The 17024-nt window shown below is 61.7% G+C and carries 17 protein-coding genes; 14 read left to right on the forward strand and 3 right to left on the reverse strand.

Going from position 1 to position 17024, the window contains the following annotated elements; translation table 11 throughout:
• The first annotated feature begins 38 nt into the window (after positions 1-38).
• The 3 genes from ACFQ95_RS18305 to ACFQ95_RS18315 are packed head-to-tail and all read left to right on the forward strand — an operon-like array spanning position 39 to position 2064.
• Entirely contained in the window at positions 39-968 is a 930-nt protein-coding gene (locus ACFQ95_RS18305) for a LysR family transcriptional regulator (protein ID WP_422833251.1), read from the forward strand.
• 44 nt (positions 969-1012) lie between these two features.
• Positions 1013-1594, forward strand: coding sequence for a DUF3016 domain-containing protein (locus tag ACFQ95_RS18310; RefSeq protein ID WP_422833253.1), 582 nt, complete (start codon positions 1013-1015; stop codon positions 1592-1594).
• A 20-nt stretch (positions 1595-1614) separates the two neighbouring features.
• Positions 1615-2064, forward strand: a complete 450-nt coding sequence (locus ACFQ95_RS18315; RefSeq protein WP_422833255.1) for a DUF2214 family protein — start codon at positions 1615-1617, stop codon at positions 2062-2064.
• 60 nt (positions 2065-2124) lie between these two features.
• On the opposite strand, the gene ACFQ95_RS18320 is transcribed toward ACFQ95_RS18315, so the two are convergent.
• The gene (locus ACFQ95_RS18320; protein ID WP_422833257.1) at positions 2125-2463 is read right to left on the reverse strand and encodes a PsiF family protein; all 339 of its coding nucleotides are present in this window, start codon (positions 2461-2463) and stop codon (positions 2125-2127) included.
• A gap of 142 nt (positions 2464-2605) precedes the next feature.
• Here ACFQ95_RS18320 and argS point away from each other — a divergent pair, with 142 nt between their 5' ends.
• The 8 genes from argS (at position 2606) to ACFQ95_RS18360 (ending at position 10837) form a co-directional block, all read left to right on the forward strand.
• Positions 2606-4303 (forward strand): arginine--tRNA ligase, encoded by a 1698-nt coding sequence (argS, locus tag ACFQ95_RS18325; RefSeq protein ID WP_422833258.1) that lies wholly within the window; start codon positions 2606-2608, stop codon positions 4301-4303.
• Positions 4304-4311: 8 nt separating this feature from the next.
• Positions 4312-5076: an SPOR domain-containing protein gene (locus ACFQ95_RS18330; RefSeq protein WP_422833260.1), complete on the forward strand. Its 765-nt coding sequence runs from the start codon at positions 4312-4314 to the stop codon at positions 5074-5076.
• A 108-nt stretch (positions 5077-5184) separates the two neighbouring features.
• On the forward strand, positions 5185-5859 hold the full coding sequence (locus tag ACFQ95_RS18335; RefSeq protein WP_422833261.1) for a thiol:disulfide interchange protein DsbA/DsbL: 675 nt from the start codon (positions 5185-5187) through the stop codon (positions 5857-5859).
• 106 nt (positions 5860-5965) lie between these two features.
• Positions 5966-6610: a lipopolysaccharide transport periplasmic protein LptA gene (gene lptA / locus ACFQ95_RS18340; protein ID WP_422833262.1), complete on the forward strand. Its 645-nt coding sequence runs from the start codon at positions 5966-5968 to the stop codon at positions 6608-6610.
• Complete coding sequence (gene lptB, locus ACFQ95_RS18345) at positions 6607-7386, forward strand: LPS export ABC transporter ATP-binding protein (RefSeq protein WP_422833264.1); 780 nt, start codon at positions 6607-6609, stop codon at positions 7384-7386. The genes lptA and lptB overlap by 4 nt, the downstream gene beginning before the upstream one ends.
• Positions 7387-7473: 87 nt before the next feature.
• Positions 7474-9069, forward strand: a complete 1596-nt coding sequence (locus ACFQ95_RS18350) for an RNA polymerase factor sigma-54 (RefSeq protein WP_422833266.1) — start codon at positions 7474-7476, stop codon at positions 9067-9069.
• A gap of 62 nt (positions 9070-9131) precedes the next feature.
• The gene (locus tag ACFQ95_RS18355) at positions 9132-10400 is read left to right on the forward strand and encodes a THUMP domain-containing class I SAM-dependent RNA methyltransferase (RefSeq protein WP_422833268.1); all 1269 of its coding nucleotides are present in this window, start codon (positions 9132-9134) and stop codon (positions 10398-10400) included.
• Positions 10400-10837 (forward strand): putative toxin-antitoxin system toxin component, PIN family, encoded by a 438-nt coding sequence (locus ACFQ95_RS18360; RefSeq protein WP_422833269.1) that lies wholly within the window; start codon positions 10400-10402, stop codon positions 10835-10837. The genes ACFQ95_RS18355 and ACFQ95_RS18360 overlap by 1 nt, the downstream gene beginning before the upstream one ends.
• Here the strand turns inward: ACFQ95_RS18360 and ACFQ95_RS18365 are convergent.
• A complete protein-coding gene (locus ACFQ95_RS18365) occupies positions 10818-12476 on the reverse strand; it encodes an FMN-binding glutamate synthase family protein (RefSeq protein WP_422833271.1) in 1659 nt (552 codons plus the stop codon). The two genes, ACFQ95_RS18360 and ACFQ95_RS18365, sit on opposite strands and share 20 nt — an antisense overlap.
• Before the next feature lie 142 nt (positions 12477-12618).
• Here ACFQ95_RS18365 and ACFQ95_RS18370 point away from each other — a divergent pair, with 142 nt between their 5' ends.
• Positions 12619-13452, forward strand: coding sequence for a UPF0149 family protein (locus ACFQ95_RS18370; protein ID WP_422833272.1), 834 nt, complete (start codon positions 12619-12621; stop codon positions 13450-13452).
• A 94-nt stretch (positions 13453-13546) separates the two neighbouring features.
• On the opposite strand, the gene ACFQ95_RS18375 is transcribed toward ACFQ95_RS18370, so the two are convergent.
• A complete protein-coding gene (locus tag ACFQ95_RS18375; protein WP_422833274.1) occupies positions 13547-14032 on the reverse strand; it encodes a nuclear transport factor 2 family protein in 486 nt (161 codons plus the stop codon).
• A 230-nt stretch (positions 14033-14262) separates the two neighbouring features.
• On the opposite strand from ACFQ95_RS18375, the gene ACFQ95_RS18380 reads away from it, so the two are divergent.
• Both ACFQ95_RS18380 and ACFQ95_RS18385 read left to right on the forward strand, forming a co-directional pair.
• A complete protein-coding gene (locus tag ACFQ95_RS18380) occupies positions 14263-15693 on the forward strand; it encodes an SAM-dependent methyltransferase (protein WP_422833276.1) in 1431 nt (476 codons plus the stop codon).
• Positions 15680-17020 carry a sensor histidine kinase gene (locus tag ACFQ95_RS18385; RefSeq protein ID WP_422833278.1) on the forward strand — a complete coding sequence of 447 codons (1341 nt, stop codon included), beginning with the start codon at positions 15680-15682 and terminating at the stop codon, positions 17018-17020. The genes ACFQ95_RS18380 and ACFQ95_RS18385 overlap by 14 nt, the downstream gene beginning before the upstream one ends.
• The last annotated feature ends 4 nt before the right edge of the window (positions 17021-17024 follow it).

The following is a 17024-nucleotide window of genomic DNA, read 5'->3' on the forward strand; positions in this document are numbered from 1 at the left end:
TCCATCAAGCGCAGAACGCCTTTTTTGCTTAGCGCTCCATGGATAAATTCAAACAGTTCGAAACCTTTGTCTCCGTCGCCACCAAAGGCAGCCTGACCGCGGCTGCGCGCGCCGAAGGTGTGGCACCGGCCATCATTGGCCGCCGGCTCGACACACTGGAAGAACGCCTGGGCGTCAAGCTGCTGGTGCGCACCACGCGGCGCCTCACGCTCACCCACGAAGGCACGGCTTTTCTGGAAGACTGCCAGCGCGTGCTGGCCGATGCGGCAAATGCCGAGGCCAGCGTCAGCGCCGGCGGCGTCAAGGTCAGCGGGCATTTGCGCGTCACCGCGCCCGCTGGTTTTGGCCGCCGCCACGTCGCGCCGCTGGTGCCCTTGTTCGGCGAGATCCACCCGGACGTGGCGGTGTCGCTCAACCTGTCAGACCGGCTGGTCGACCTGACCGGCGAAGGCTACGACTGCGCCGTGCGGGTGGGCGACCTGCCCGACTCCACACTGGTGAGCGCCCGCATTGGCGACAACCGCCGCCTGTGTGTCGCCACCCCGGCCTATCTGCAACGCCATGGCACACCGCGCCACCCGAGTGAGCTGGCACAGCACACCTGCCTGACACTTTCCAGCGAAGCCTCGCAAACACGCGGCTGGGCGTTTCAACTGCCGCGAGACGATGGCGGCACGGGTGTGACACACCTGCGCGTGGCCGGCCGGCTGGATTGCTCCGACGGCCAGGTACTGCACGACTGGTGCCTGGGTGGCTGGGGCATCGCCTGGCGCAGCACCTGGGAAGTGGAGGCCGGGATCGCCTCCGGTCAACTGGTGGCGGTGCTGGAAGACTTTGCCGCGCCGCCGAATGGCATCTACGCCGTCTTTCCGCAACGCAAACACATGCCGCTGCGCGTACGCCTGTGGATCGACTACTTAAAACACCACTATGGCCAGCCCGGCTTCTTCAGCCGCGATTTACCGTGATCGCGGCGCGTGGCATTCTTCCGCACTGAATTCTGGGAGTGTTTATGTTGAGCGGTTCGTTTAATGTCTTATTGAGAGGTCTCGCGGCGCTGACACTGGTGGGGGTTTTGAGCGCCTGCGCCACCAACACCAGCCCTGAAGCCGCCGCCCAACGCACGGCCGCCGCACGCCTGGACGACGTGGTGCGCGGCCCGGTCACGGTGCACTTCAGCGACCCCAGCCAATACAGCTCGGCCTACGACTTCGGCCGCGATGGTGGCAACGGTCAAAAAGCCTGGTTGCCCACTCTGGCCCAACACCTGGCCGACAAAGTGGGGGCCAAACTGCCGCCCGGGCAGCAGGTTGAGGTGTCCATCACCAATGTAGAACGTGCCGGCCGTACCGAGCCCTGGCGCGCCGGGCCAGTGGGCGATGTGCGCATCGTGCGCGACATCTACCCGCCGCGCCTCGACCTGCAATACACCCAACGTGCGGCCGACGGTCAGGTGCTGCGCTCAGGCCCGCGCCAGTTGCGCGACAACACTTTCATGGCCAACATCGACCGCTACCCCGGCGATCCGCTGCGTTATGAAAAGCAGTTGGTGGACGACTGGGTGGACAAGGAATTCACCACCAAAGGCGGCTAGCCGTTTTGAAAAGGAACACCATGACGATAGAAGCCTTGCTGGCCTACGCCCACTTCTTGGCCATACTCACAATGGTGGTGTTCCTGTCCAGCGAGGCCGCGCTGTGCCGGCCCGAATGGCTCAACGCGGCCGTGGTCGAACGTCTGGCCAGGCTGGACGCGGTGTACGGCGGCGCAGCCGTGGCAGTGCTGGCCACCGGGCTGGCGCGGGTGTGGTGGGGCATGAAGGGCTCGGCCTGGTATTGGGGCCAACCGCTGCTGCACGTCAAGCTGACGCTGTTTGTCATCGTCGGGCTGATGTCCATCGTGCCAACCTTGCGTTTCATCCGCTGGCGCAAAACCCTGCACGCCAGTGGCGCCCTGCCCGAGGAAGCCGAAATCCGCAGTACCCGCAAGCTGGTGATGGTGGAGGCGCACCTGCTGGTGCTGATTCCGCTGGCGGCGGTGTTTCTCGCACGCGGCTTGGGCTAACGGATGTAAAAAAGCCCCGCCGCCGGCTCGGCGTACGGGGCTGGTGAACGCAAGCGCTTGTCAGGCTGCTGGCTTGGCGCTCAGGCAGTCTTTCATGAAGGCCTTGCGGTCATCGCCGGTCTTGCCCTTGGCATCAGCATTACAAGTCTTCATCTTTTCTTGCTGCGTCGGTGTGGCGGTAACGCCTTTTGCGCTCAAGCACTGTTTCATGAAGGCTTTGCGGTCATCGCCGGTCTTGTCCTTGGCGTCGGTGTTGCAGGACTTCATTTTTTCTTGCTGGGCCAGCTGCGCTTCGCTCTTGGCTGCAGGCTTGGCATCGGCCTTGGTGTCGGCGGCTTGGGCCAGGCCCAGGGAGCAGCCCAGGCTGATGGCGGCGAGAAAAGGGATCAGACGTTTCATGGAATCTCCTCGTGACAAGGCAAAAGGCCAATGGATGGGAAGATCCTGCGGTTGGTGTCATACACGCCCCGAAAGATTGGTCTTTATAACGCCGCTTGTCCCCAAACGGATGACTTGACATTGCGCCCCGTAAAATCACCACATGCTCTCAGTCAAACAAGATTTGCTCGCGGCCCTGGCCGGCGGGCTGGAAAAGATTCTGCCCGGTGCGGGTGAAAAAGCCGCTTTCGAGCTGCCGAAGATGGCCGCGCTGGGCGATTTCGCCATCACCGCCGCCATGCAGCTGGCCAAACCGCTCAAAGCCAACCCGCGTGCGCTAGGGGAACAACTGCGCACTGAACTGCTGGCCACGCCCGCGTTTCAGCAGTGGGTGGATGCGGTAGAAATCGCCGGCCCGGGCTTCATCAACATCAAACTCAAGCCCGCCGCCAAACAAGCGGTGGTGCACGAAGTACTGACCGCTGGCACGGCCTTCGGCACCCAGCCCGACAAGGGCGAACGTGTGCTGGTGGAGTTTGTCTCGGCCAACCCCACCGGCCCGTTGCATGTGGGCCACGGCCGACAAGCGGCTTTGGGTGACGCCATCTGCAACCTGTTCCAAACCCAGGGATGGAACGTCTACCGCGAGTTTTATTACAACGACGCGGGTGTGCAGATCGGCACCTTGGCCAGCAGCACACATCTGCGCGCGCAAGGCTTCAAGCCCGGCGACCCGGAGTGGCCTAGCGGCGAAAAAGCCGCCGCCTACAACGGCGACTACATCAATGACATCGCCAACGACTTCCTGGCCAAGAAGACTGTCAAGGCCGACGACCGTGAAGTCACCGCCAGCGGCGACATCAACGACATGGATTCGATCCGCGAGTTTGCCGTGGCCTACCTGCGCCGCGAGCAGGATCTGGATCTGCGCGCCTTCGAGGTGCGCTTCGACAACTTCTACCTCGAGTCCAGCCTCTACACCAGCGGCCGCGTCGAGGCCGCCGTCAACAAGCTGATTGCCGCAGGCAAGACCTACGAACAAGACGGCGCCCTGTGGCTGCGCTCCACCGACTACGGCGACGACAAAGACCGTGTGATGCGCAAGACCGACGGCAGCTACACCTACTTTGTGCCTGACGTGGCCTACCACATCGCCAAGTGGGAGCGCGGCTTCCACCGCGTGGTCAACATCCAGGGCACCGACCACCACGGCACCATCGCGCGTGTGCGCGCCGGCCTGCAAGCCGCCAGTGTTGGCATTCCCGAAGGCTACCCCGACTACGTGCTGCACACCATGGTGCGTGTGATGCGCGGCGGCGAAGAAGTGAAGATTTCCAAGCGTGCCGGCAGCTACGTCACGCTGCGCGATGTGATCGACTGGACCAGCAAGGACGCCGTGCGCTTCTTCCTGCTGAGCCGCAAGCCAGACACCGAATACATGTTCGACGTCGACCTGGCCCTGGCGCAGAACAACGACAACCCGGTCTATTACGTGCAGTACGCACATGCGCGCATTTGCTCGGTATTGGCGGCGTGGCAGGAACAAGGCGGCGCTGGAGTGGAAAGCCTGGCCAAGGTCGACCTGTCGCCGTTGACCAGCCCGCAAGCCCAGGCGCTGATGATGCAACTCGCGCGTTACCCCGAAATGCTGACCGGCGCCTGTGCCGACTTTGCGCCGCACGACGTCACCTTCTACCTGCGCGATCTGGCCGCGAGCTACCACAGCTACTACGATGCCGAGCGCATTCTGGTGGACGACGAACAGGTGAAACTGGCACGCCTGGCCCTGGTCGCCGCCACAGCGCAGGTGTTGCACAATGGCTTGGCCGTGCTCGGGGTGAGTGCGCCGAAGAAAATGTGAAGACCTTCATGAAGCAGAAAAAACAGCGCGGCGGCACGGCCATCGGGTTCATCTTGGGACTGGTGATTGGACTGGGTGCCGCTTTGGCCGTGGCCGTCTACGTCACCAAGGTGCCGGTGCCCTTCGTCGCCGGCAAGGGCGTCAACTCTGGCGCCGAGCGCGATGCGGCCGAGCAGCAAAAAAACAAAAGCTGGGACCCCAACACGCCACTGCAGGGCAAGAACCCGGCCCGGCCAGCCACGGCCGAGGCGGGTGCCACCACCGCGACCGCCACCGGCACCGTGGTTCCCGCCACACCCGGCGCTCCAGCCGTGGCAGGCATTGCACCCGCACCTGCGCCAGTGGCGGCACCTTCCCCGGTGACCACGTTGCCAGCGATGGCGTCCACTCCGGTGAAGGGCGATACAAAACCCAACCCGGCCAACGACCCGAACTTCGACCCGCTGGGTGACCTGGCGCGGGCCAAGTCCAAAGGCGTATCAACCACCACGGCCGCTGCCGCCCCCTCGGCCAAGACCGACAACGACGCGGCCGATCCGTTTGAGTACTTTGTGCAAGCCGGTGCCTACCGCACCCCAGAAGACGCGGAAGCCCAACGCGCCAAGCTGGCGATGTCCGGCTTGCAGGCCAAAGTGACCGAGCGCGAGCAATCCGGTCGCACCGTCTACCGCGTGCGCATGGGGCCCTACAACAAAAAAGACGATGCGGAAAAAGCCCGCACGCGTCTGGAAGACCTGGGCAACGAAAGCGCCTTGGTGCGCGTGCAGCGTTAGGTCAAACCGGCTTCAACCGAAAATCCCAGGCCATTCGCGCAAGCACTGCGCAGTGGCTGAACTTTTCCAACCGCCCCTGGTCAGAACGGCCACAAGGAGTGATCGTAAATGAAACGTCGTGAATTTTCCCTGGCCTCTGTTGGGGCAGTCGCCGCCTCGTCGCTGGCCCTCGCCCCCTTCGGTGCGGCACAAGCACAGGGCATGGCCCCCAAGGCAGGTACCGACTACAACGTGCTGAAAACCGCGGCGCCCGTAGACGGTGCCAGCAAGGGCAAGATCGAGGTCGTGGAGTTCTTCTGGTACGCCTGCCCGCACTGCAATGCGTTCGAGCCTACGCTGGAGTCCTGGCTCAAGCAGTTGCCCAAGGATGTGGCCTTCCGCCGCGTGCCGGTCAACTTCCAGAGCAGCTTCGTGCCGCCGCAAAAGCTGTTCTACACGCTGGAAGCCATGAACCTGTTGCCACAAATGCACGGCAAGGTGTTCCAGGCCATCCACGTCGACCACCAAAAACTCGACCGCGACGACGCCGTGATCGAATGGGTTGCCAAACAAGGCATAGACAAAGCCAAGTTCACCGAGGTGTACAACTCGTTCTCCGTGAGCGCCAAGGTGCGCCAGGCCTCGCAGTTGCAAGAAGCCTACAAGGTGGAAGGTGTGCCCGCCTTGGGCGTGGCCGGCAAGTTCTACACCGACGGTTCGCTGGCGCAAGGCATGCCGCGTGCCCTGGCGATCGTGGACTACCTGGTCGCCCAGGAGCGCAAGGCTGGGCCGGCCAAGTCTTGATGCCTGCTTGAGTCGTTAATTTGCCGTTTAAATGCCCGCAACAGCGGGCATTTTTCATGGCGCGGAGGTTGTCGCCGCTACAATGATCTGCAAGATTCATGCCTCTATGAAAAAAATCAACACCATCGCACTCCTCCTGGCCGCATTGGCGTTCACGGCCGGGGCTGCGCACGCCGAAACGGCGGACCGAGACAAGCCCATGAACGTCGAAGCCGACGCCATGCGTTACGACGACCTGAAGCAGACCAATGTCTTCACCGGCAATGTGGTCATGACCAAGGGCACCATCATCCTGCGCGGCGCGCGGGTGGATGTACGTCAAGACCCAGAAGGTTACCAATATGGCGTGGTTACCGCAGCGGCCGGCAAGCTGGCGTTTTTCCGGCAAAAGCGCGAAGGCGTTGATGAGTTCATCGAAGGCGAAGCCGAAGAAATCTACTACGACAGCAAGGCCGACAACGTGCGTCTGGTGCGCCGCGCGGTGATGCGTCGTTACTTGGGGACCAAGCTCAGCGATGAGACCACGGGTGCCGAAATCAATTACCACAACACCACCGGCGTGTTCACCGTCGACGGCAGCGTACGCAACTTGGCTGGCGCGCCGGGCGGCGCGGGCACCGCTAACTCTGGCGGGCGTGTGCGCGCCATGTTGACACCCAAATCAGCGGCCTCCGCGCCCGCTGTGCCAGACGCCAACACGACGGCACCGGCCTTGCGCCCCAGCCTGCAGCTCGGCGGGGAGCGCAAGTGACGGCGGCGCAAGTCGCCACATCCCCGGTGGACGATTCGTCCTGCCTGGAAGCACGCCACCTGCAAAAAGCCTATGGCGGCCGCAAGGTGGTCAAAGATGTGGGTTTGAAGGTCCGCAAGGGTGAGGTAGTCGGTTTGCTCGGCCCCAACGGCGCCGGTAAAACCACCTCGTTCTACATGATTGTGGGCCTGGTGCGTGCAGACAGCGGGCAGATCTTCATCGACAACCAGCCGGTGGAAGGCATGCCCATCCACCGCCGTTCGCGCCTGGGTTTGAGTTATTTGCCGCAAGAAGCTTCTATCTTCCGAAAACTCACGGTAGAAGAAAACGTACGCGCCGTGCTCGAGTTGCAGCACGGTGAGGACGACAAACCTTTCAGCAAAGCCGAACTGGAACAACGCCTCACCGACCTGCTGCAAGACTTGCGCGTAGAGCATCTGCGCAGTTCATCAGCGCTGGCTTTGTCGGGTGGTGAACGCCGCCGCGTGGAAATCGCGCGGGCGCTGGCCACCCAGCCGCGCTTCATCCTGCTGGACGAGCCGTTTGCCGGTATCGACCCGATCGCGGTGATCGAGATCCAGCGCATCATCAGCTTTCTCAAATCGCGCGGCATTGGTGTGCTCATCACCGACCACAACGTACGCGAAACCCTAGGCATTTGTGACCACGCCTACATCATCAGTGATGGCCAAGTGCTGGCACAAGGAACGCCCTCTGAAATCGTCAACAACGCCGAAGTGCGCCGGGTTTACCTCGGTGAGCATTTCCGGATGTAAGCCCATGGAATGCGTGCGTAACAGCTTTGGGGCGCAGCTTGGCCTGCTGCTACCGCCAGCCTTGTCGGCGGTGCGGGAGGCGCGCGCATGAAACAAGGTTTATCGCTACGCGTTTCGCAGCATTTGGCGCTCACGCCGCAGCTGCAGCAGTCGATTCGCCTGCTGCAGCTGTCCACGCTGGAGCTGAGCCAGGAAGTCGAGCAGATGCTCGACGACAACCCGTTCCTGGAAGTCGGCATTGACGAGGCGCCGCGCGAAGAATTCGGCCTGAGCCATGCCGACACACAGGTCAGCACCGAAGACCGCGAAAGCGAATACGCCACCAGCACCACGTCCAGCAGCACCGACAACACCGGATCAGACAGCCAGATGGAGTCTGAAAGCCCGTTGAGCCCCCAGGACGACAACCAGAACTGGGAAGGCGACGGCACCTCGGAAATCGCCCCGGACGACAGCGAATGGGGCGGCGACGCGCCGCCGCGCACCAACAACAACGAGAGTGACGGCGAAGTCGACGCCACCGAACTGGCGCGCAGCCAGATGTCGCTCACCGAGTTCCTGCACCGCCAGGCGCTGGCCCTCCGGCTCAGCGAAGAAGACCGCGCGGCGCTGCGCTTCCTGATCGAGTCGCTGAACGAAGACGGCTACCTGGAAGACAGCCTCGAAGAGCTGGCCCAAAGCCTGGCCGAGCCAGACGACGAGCTCGAAGAAATCGAAGAGCTGCAGCACCGCTTCACCATGGCGCTGGGCTTGCTGCAAAGCCTGGAGCCGGTAGGCGTGGGCGCGCGCACCCTAGAAGAATGCCTGACGCTGCAACTGCGCGCCCTGGCCGATGATGAGGCAGAAGAAGAGCAGGAACAAATCCGCGTCGCCGCCATCAACATGTGCGCCTGTCCCATGGACCTGGTGGCCCGGCGTGATGTGAAGCGCCTGGCCAGCCAGTGCCGCACCTCCGACACGGTGATCAAAGCCGCCTTGGGCCTGATCGCCAGCCTGGAGCCCAAGCCGGGCCGCCGCTTTGTTGACGTGGAGCGCAACATCGTCATACCCGACGTCATCGTGACCAAGGTAGGCCGTGGCGCGCAGGCGAATTTCCGGGTGCGGCTGAACCAGGACGTGATGCCGCGCCTGAAGGTGCACGACATCTATGCCAACGCGCTGAAACAGCACAAAGGTGGTGGACGCGATGCCTCGGTGAATGCCGCGCTGCAGCAACGGCTGCAAGAAGCGCGCTGGTTCATCAAGAACATCCAGCAGCGCTTTGACACCATACTGCGCGTGAGCAACGCCATTGTTGATCGGCAGAAGAACTTCTTCACCCATGGTGAGCTGGCCATGCGCCCGCTGGTGCTGCGTGAAATTGCCGATGAACTCGGGCTGCACGAATCCACCATCAGCCGCGTGACCACGGCCAAATACATGTCCACGCCGCACGGCACTTTCGAACTGAAGTACTTCTTTGGCTCGTCGCTCGGCACCGAGACCGGTGGCAACGCCTCCAGCACCGCTGTGCGCGCGCTGATCAAGCAGTTTGTCTCGTCCGAAGACCCGAAAAAGCCCCTGAGCGACAGCCAGCTCTCCGACATGCTCAAAGAGCAAGGTATTGAATGTGCCCGCCGCACGGTGGCCAAATACCGCGAGGCGCTGCGTATTGCGCCCACAAACCTGCGCAAAGCGCTTTAATGTCGATGCGCGTCTAGCGCGCACGGCATTGCCCCAACCCGCGAACAGCGAACCTATTTGCCATGAACCAGCTCAAGCTATTTTTGCCCTGCGCCGCAGGTGTTGAAGACTTTCTCGCCGAAGAGGTGCACCAGCTCACCAACCTGCAAGGCGACGACCTGCTGGTGCTGCGTGGCGGTGTGCTGGTGCGTGCTTCGTGGCGCGATGCCATGCTGCTCAATCTGCACAGCCGCCTGGCGCAGCGTGTGCTCATCGAATTGTCGAACACCGAGTACCGCAACGAGCAACACCTGTACGAAGCGGCCAGCCAGGTCGCCTGGGAGATCTGGTTCACGCCCAAACAAAGCTTCAAGATTGAAGTCACGGCGCAGCACAGCCCACTGACCTCGCTCAATTTTGCGGCGCTGAAGATCAAAGACGCCGTGGCTGACCGTTTCCGCCACAAACACGGTGTGCGCCCCGATGTGGACACACGTTGGCCCGGCGTGCGCATCTATGCCCACCTGACCACCGACCGCGCCACGCTGTACATGGACACCTCGGGCGAGCCGCTGTTCAAACGTGGCTGGCGCGAAGACAAGGGCGAAGCGCCGCTCAAGGAAACCCTGGCCGCCGCCATGCTGGCCGCGAGCGAATGGGATGGTGAAACACCGCTGTACGACCCCTGCTGCGGCAGCGGCACCATTGCCATCGAGGCTGCGCAAATCGCCTGCAACATTGCCGCAGGCAGCCGACGCCGCTTTGCATTCGAGAAGCTGCTGCCGTTTCAACCCCACGTATGGGATTCGCTGCTGAGCCAGGCCCGCGCCGCCGAGCACAAGCCGCGCACCGAGATTTTTGGCAGTGACGTGGCCCACCGCATGGTCGACTTCGCCATGCGCAACGCCGAACGCGCAGGTGTCGCCGACTGCGTGCAGTTCCGCGGCGGCGATGCCTTGCAACGCCAACCGCCCACCGCCAGCGGTGTGTTGATGATCAACCCGCCTTATGGCGACCGGATTGCCGTCGCCGGTGTGGCCCGTGAAGGGCGCAACGCCGGCCGTGATGCCGGACGCGGCGCGGCCGCCCCCGTGCAAGTTGTCAGCCGCGAACAGGCACAAACCGACGACGGCGGCGACTTCTTCCCGCAACTGGCCACACATTGGAAGAAAAACTATGCCGGCTGGACCGCCTGGGTGCTGACCCCCAACCTCAAGCTGCCCAGCCGCATGCGCCTGAAGGAAAGCCGGCGTGTGCCGATGTGGAACGGCCCTATCGAATGCCGCCTGTTCCGCTTCGACATGGTGGCCGGCTCGGCGCGTCGCCCGGCAGACAAAACCGATCAAGGCTGATGGACTTGGCGACCTCGGTACCACGCACTGTGGTGCTAGACACCAACATCGTGCTGGACATCTTCTTGTTCAGCGACCCGGTGTGTGAACCCATACGCGCAGGCTTGATGTCCGGCGCCCTGCATTGGTTGGCCATCCAGCATATGCGCAACGAGTTGGAGCGGGTGCTGGACTACAGCCACCTGCAGCCCAAGCTGGCGCTCTACGCCTTGAGCAAAGGCGATGTATTGGCCGCCTTTGACCGGCATGCCCATCTGGTGGACGTGGCGCCGCGTGTGGCGCTGGTGTGCAAAGATCCGGACGACCAGTGTTTCATCGACCTGGCCGTGGCCCACCAAGCCTTGCTGCTGAGCAAGGACAAAGCCGTTCTGGCCCTGAGAAAAAGGCTTCTAGCGCAGGGTGTGACTGCGCAGACTGCTATTCAATTTTCAGCTTGAAGCTGTTTGCCTGGGCGCGGCCCCAATAAAACGTGTAGACGTTGGGCAAGCCGCTGATGTCGTCTTTCAGCAGCGCGCCGGCCTTTAGCGGCGGCATCACCGTCACCAGCAGTTTCACCCCGGTTTCGTTCATGCGCCGCACGATGTGGTGGGCGGTGATCTCACTCGGGTGTGTCAGACCAGCAGCCTGCACCATTTCGCGCAAGGCTTCCAGCGTGTTCTGATGGAAGTTCAGCACGCGCTCGGCCTTGTCGGGCACGATGATGGCTTGTTGGCGCACCGGGTCTTGTGTGGTCACCCCCGTGGGGCAATGGCCGGTGTGGCAGGCCTGGGCCTGCAGGCAACCCAGCGCAAACATGAAGCCGCGCGCCGAGTTGCACCAGTCGGCCCCCAACGCCATCATGCGCGCCAGGTCGAATGCGCTGATCACCTTGCCGGCGCAGCCGAGTTTGATGCGGCTGCGCAGACCCACACCAATCAGCGTGTTGTGCACCAGTTGCAGACCTTCTTGCAGCGGCGCCCCGACGTGGTCGGTGAACTCCAGCGGCGCGGCGCCCGTGCCGCCCTCGGCGCCATCGACCACGATGAAGTCGGGCGTAATGCCGGTCTCCAACATGGCCTTGACCATCGCAAACCACTCCCATGGGTGGCCTATGCAGAACTTGAAGCCGGTGGGTTTGCCACCCGACAGGTCGCGCAGCTTGGCGATGAAATGCATCATCTCGGTGGGCGTGGAAAAAGCGCTGTGGGCCGATGGTGAAACACAGTCCACACCAATAGGCACACCGCGCGCCTGTGCAATTTCGGCCGTGACCTTGGGGCCGGGCAATACACCGCCGTGGCCGGGCTTGGCACCTTGGCTGATCTTCAGCTCGATCATCTTCACCTGCGGGTCGAGCGCGTTCTCGGTGAAGCGTTCGGCGTTGAAGGTACCGTCATCGTTGCGGCAGCCAAAGTAGCCCGAGCCAATTTCCCAGATCAAGTCGCCGCCATTGACGCGGTGGTGCACCGAGATCGACCCTTCACCCGTGTCGTGCGCGAAACGCCCTTGTTTGGCACCCGAGTTCAAAGCCAGGATGGCGTTGGCCGACAAGGCGCCAAAACTCATGGCCGAGATATTGAAGATGCTCGCCTCATAGGGCTGGGTACAGCGCGACGAAGTCGGCGCCTGGCCGGTGGCCGAGTCCACGCCCACCAGCGTACGGAAGTCGTGGGTGGCGACGATGGTGGGCGCCATCGAATGGTTGATCCATTCGTAGCCTTCGGCCAACACGTCAAGTTGCGTGCCAAAGGGGCGTTTGTCGGCCTGACTCTTCGCACGTTGATAAACCAACGACCGCTGCGCACGCGAGAACGGCGTCGCATCGGTGTCGGCCTCAATGAAGTACTGGCGAATCTCCGGCCGGATGTACTCCAGCATGTAGCGGATATGGCCTATCACTGGGTAGTTGCGCAGCACCGACTTCTTGGTTTGTCGCATGTCGTAGATGCCGACCAGCACCAGCGCCAGGCATAAAAGAAAGATCCACCCGCCAGTGCCTAAAAACAATACGTAAAACAGGCTGAACAGCAAGCCAATGCAACTGAGTCCGAAAACGGTGTAGCGCACGGGGTAGACGGAGTTCAGGTAATGGATCATGGGTATTTGGCCTCCAGCGCCGCATGCTACTGGCTAAACTTCAGTGTCGCCACATTCTGTTTCGGGTGCCCACACGTTAACGCCTAGTTGTGGTTTTACGGGCACCGTTTTGAACACACACCAACCCAACTTCGCACACATCATGTCTACTCCTACGCCCACACCAGACAGCGCCGCCACGCCTCCCGACCTGCAACCCGAAGACTACGAGGCGCTTGAAGACATCCTGGAAGATTTGCGCACACGCAACGACGAAACCCCGCAATGGGAGTTTTGTGAAGGCTTCATGGCAGCCGTGTTGTGCAGCCGCCGCGTCATCATGCCCAGTGAGTACCTGCCGGTGTTGCTCGGCACGGGTGATGAAGGCGAAGGCTCGTTTGCCGATGCGGCACAAGAACAGCGCTTCACCGAACTGTGGCTGCGCCGCTGCAACCACGTGGCCGATGCCCTGTCGCAAAAAATCGAAAACCTCGAGGACCCGCGCGCCTACATGCCCGAGGTGATGGACGTGCGTGGCATGCTCGCCGCCCTGACACCTGAAGAGCGCGCCGAAGCCCTGCCCGATGGTGAAGACAATGCCGTGCCGGCTTTCGCCCAGGTCTGGGCCCTAGGCTTCATGTTTGCAGTCGAGGCCTGGCCTGAAGAGTGGAAGGCACCACCCAAAGACAAGGAAGCCGTGAAGTGGCTTGACCAAGCCCTTGGCGCCATTGTTGCGCTGTCGGAAGACGACGACGGCCCGGCCGAAATTTCCCCCTTCGGCCCCGACGAGGAAGGCGGCGAAGAGCCGCCACCGAGCATGTCCAAGGCCCGCTTGGAAGCCTTCGGCGAAGGCATCTGGGCGGTGTACGACTTGTTTGAAATGTGGCGCGCCATTGGCCCACGTGTGGAAACCGTGCGCGTGGAGGCAGGGCCCGGCCGCAACGACCCTTGCCCATGCGGCAGCGGCAAGAAATACAAGAAATGCCACGGCGCCTGAGACCCTGGCGCTGGCCCGCACCACGCTCGCCCCTGATAGAAATGCCAGGGTCCTCAGCGCTGGTTTAGCCGCGCAGAATCGCTTGACCAAGCGCTCAACGCGCGGCCAAAAATTTCTGCAAATTGGCCTGGGCCTGCGCACGGACCTTGCTGCGCAGCATCGGCGTCCAACCCAGCAGCAAGCCGGGCGCACCCAAGGCCTGGCGCGACCAACGCCAGAAATTGAAGTGGTCGCGGTGGACCACAATCTGGCCCGCCGCATTGAATTCGAACTCGCCATCAATGCTGTTGTGCACCATCCGGCCAGTGGTACTAAAACGGTAATACGCCTCCCAATGGGCGCGCCCACGCTGGGCGTCAGCCGCCAAACCGCTGTAAGTCAGGCGCCAGACATCACGCCCCTTGGCCTGGGTGACGGAGCACAACATGCGCCACATGCCGGCCACCTCTTGATGGCCGCGCAATGAAAAAACCTCGTCGTCAAAACGCGCATCGGCGGCATAACAACTGGCCATGGTGTCGGCATCCAGCACGGCAAATGCGGTGTAAAAAGTCTCTAGGGTTTTGTGATTCAGATGCATGGTTTTAGATGCGGTGAATAAGGCCACAGCAGACATCGATGACAGACATCCGAACACCACGTAGCGTTGCCGCTACAACATACTGTATATAGTGGCGCCCGTGGCGTTTTCATTTTGAAACAATGCCAGAATCGTTGCGTGAAGTCTACGTTGGCGCAGGATGGAGTGGAGGATTTCCCCCGAGGGCCTGCTATCCCTTTTCGTGTCGCCGTTTGTGAGTACAAGAGCCCGTGCAGCCTCTCCGATCTATTGACCCCGTTATCGTTTTTCGTAACAGCCAGGGAGACTCAGCCCGCGGCACGTTGACCCGTCTCCAGCGACGCTCGCTGGAAATGGAGCTCTATACGCCGAACTCAGTGGTTCGGATCAGCGAGGTCCTGAATGAGTTGACCATCAGGTCCGGCCTGAAGACCATCTACCAAGGCAAGGCGGCTGTTGTTGGTTTGGTCAACACGGGTCTGATGTCTGTCGTCTCCGTCACGCTCAGCGACGAATGGCAAGATTTGCAGGTCATGGGCCTGGACAAAGAGTCGGTTGCCCAGGAGGCGCTGGCCTTTGTTGACGATTGGCAAAAGCGCTTCACCATCCGGCATGACTATCAGGTCGTGGTGAGCGAGATGCGGGCCTATCTCTCCGAAGCCTCGCGCTGGATCGACCAGGCGGACATCGCATCCGGCCTGCCGCGCGACGCCAGCGGCCGGGTCAGCGAAGATGTGTTTTATGGCCTGGCCACACCTCTGGTTGAAAAGGGCAGCGAATTTCTGACCCGCCTGGAAGCCGTGGCGTCGCAGGTCGACGAGCCGCATGCTGCCGTGCACCGCAGCTTTGCGCAGGCGGCCATCCACCCGCTCATCCTGCAAGCCCCTTTTGTGTACCGCACGTTCGCCAAGCCACTGGGATACGCCGGTGACTACGAAATGGTCAACCAGATCCTGGGCGACCCACGGCAAGGCAGCTCTACCTACATCCAGTTGGTCAACCTGCTGTTCTTGAAGGCGGGAGTGGCGCAGGCGCACCGCAACCGCATCGATATTCTGTGCAGCAAGTTGGACATGCTGGCAAAACAAGCTGTCGCTGAACAGCGCAGCTTGCGGGTGCTGAACATCGGCTGCGGCCCCGCAGCCGAAATTCAACGCTTCATACGCAACAACCCAGACTTCGACAAGCTGGAATTCGTGCTGGTGGACTTCAGCAGCGAAACACTTGAATACACCCGCGAACGTCTGCTCGAAGCACAAGCAGGAACAGGCAAATCGCTGCGCTTCACGCTGCAGCACGAATCGGTCAATCAATTGCTGAAACGCACCCAGCGCGCCACGGTTGCCCCAGCGGAAGAACAATTCGACTTTGTGTACTGCGCCGGACTGTTTGACTACCTGACCGACAAAGTCTGCCTCCGGCTGGTGAAATACTTTGCGTCTCGGCTACGCCCAGGCGGGCGCATCCTGGTCACCAACGTGCACTCCGACAACCCGCAGCGCTACGTCATGGAGCATCTTCTGGAGTGGTATCTCATTTATCGCGATGAGCAGCAGATGCAGTCGGTGCTGGATGGTGTAGCAGCGACTTCCACGCTTTATACCGACGAGACGGGTGTCAATATCTTCGGCGAGTTGGCTCTCAACGTAGAACACAAGGTAGCGGCAATTGCAAGCCACTAACAGGACACGCTCCCCCTACGAGCAACAACTGTCGGATTTCCGGCTCGGCTACAGCAAGGCCGGCTGCGTGACATCGATCGTGCTTGTGCTTGCGGGCTTCGGTCTTGACTATTTTTCCTACCCGGAACGCCTCACAGAATTCACCCTGCTGCGTGTGCTGGTCTCGGTGCTCACGTTTGCCATCTTGCGCGTGTTGTTCACCGACTTCGGCCGGCAACATGTGCGCGCGCTGACCATGCTGTGGCTGCTGCTGCCGCAACTCATGATCTCTTTCATGATCTATACGACGGACGGCGCCCAATCGATCTACTTTGTCGGCCTGCATCTGGCGCTCTACGCGGTCGGCATTATTTTGCCCATCAGCTTCGTAGAGGGCGTGGGATTTGGCGTGGTCACCCTGGCGCTGTATGTTGCGGCCTGTACGTTTCACACCGACGCCGCCAGCAACTCCTCTCGCATGGTGACAAACACCCTGTTCATTCTGTTCTCCGGCGTGACCAGCGTGTTCTGCACCTGGTTCAACGAGAAGGCACGCATCCGGCTGTTCCAACTGCAGCACGAAGTGTCCGAGAAGAACGCCGAACTGGTGAGCACCAACAAAGCCCTGGCCGAGATCAAGGGCCACATGATGCAGCAGGAAAAAATGGCCGCCTTGGGTACCCTGGCAGCCGGCTTGTTGCACGAGGTCAACAACCCGGTGAACTACAGCCTCATGGCGCTGAACATGGCGCAGATGGATGCTGCGCCACTGGGCAGTGACATGCTCAAGGAAAGCCTAGCCGATGCCAAGGAGGGCATGCAGCGCGTGCAGGGCATCGTCACCGACCTCAAAACCTTTGCCTACCAAAAGCCTGGCGATGACGCGAGCCGCATTTTCCTGTTCGAGAAGGCACTCAAATCGGCGCTGCGCCTCACCGGCTTTGAGCTCAAAGGCATTGAAGTCTCTACCGATCTGCCCATGGACAGCCATGTACACGGCGATGAACCGGCGGTGATTGGTGTGCTGATCAACCTGCTGGGCAACGCAGCCTTGGCCTTGCAGAAGTCGGGCCGCAAGGCGGCGCAGATCGGTGTGCGCGCCGAACGGGTCGATGGCCGCCTTCACGTCGCGGTGCGCGACAATGGCACCGGCATCACCCCGGAAAACCTGGTGCGTGTGTTCGAGCCCTTCTTCACCACACGCGAAGTGGGCAAGGGCCTGGGCCTGGGCCTGAGCGTGAGCTATGCCATCATCAACCGCCATGGCGGTGAATTACGTGTGGCCAGTGAACCCGGCGAGTGGACCGAATTCACGTTCGACTTGCGTTTGGCCAACCTCAACGCCTGACACC

Source organism: Variovorax sp. HJSM1_2 (assembly GCF_049316285.1).
Taxonomy (GTDB): domain Bacteria; phylum Pseudomonadota; class Gammaproteobacteria; order Burkholderiales; family Burkholderiaceae_C; genus Rhodoferax_B.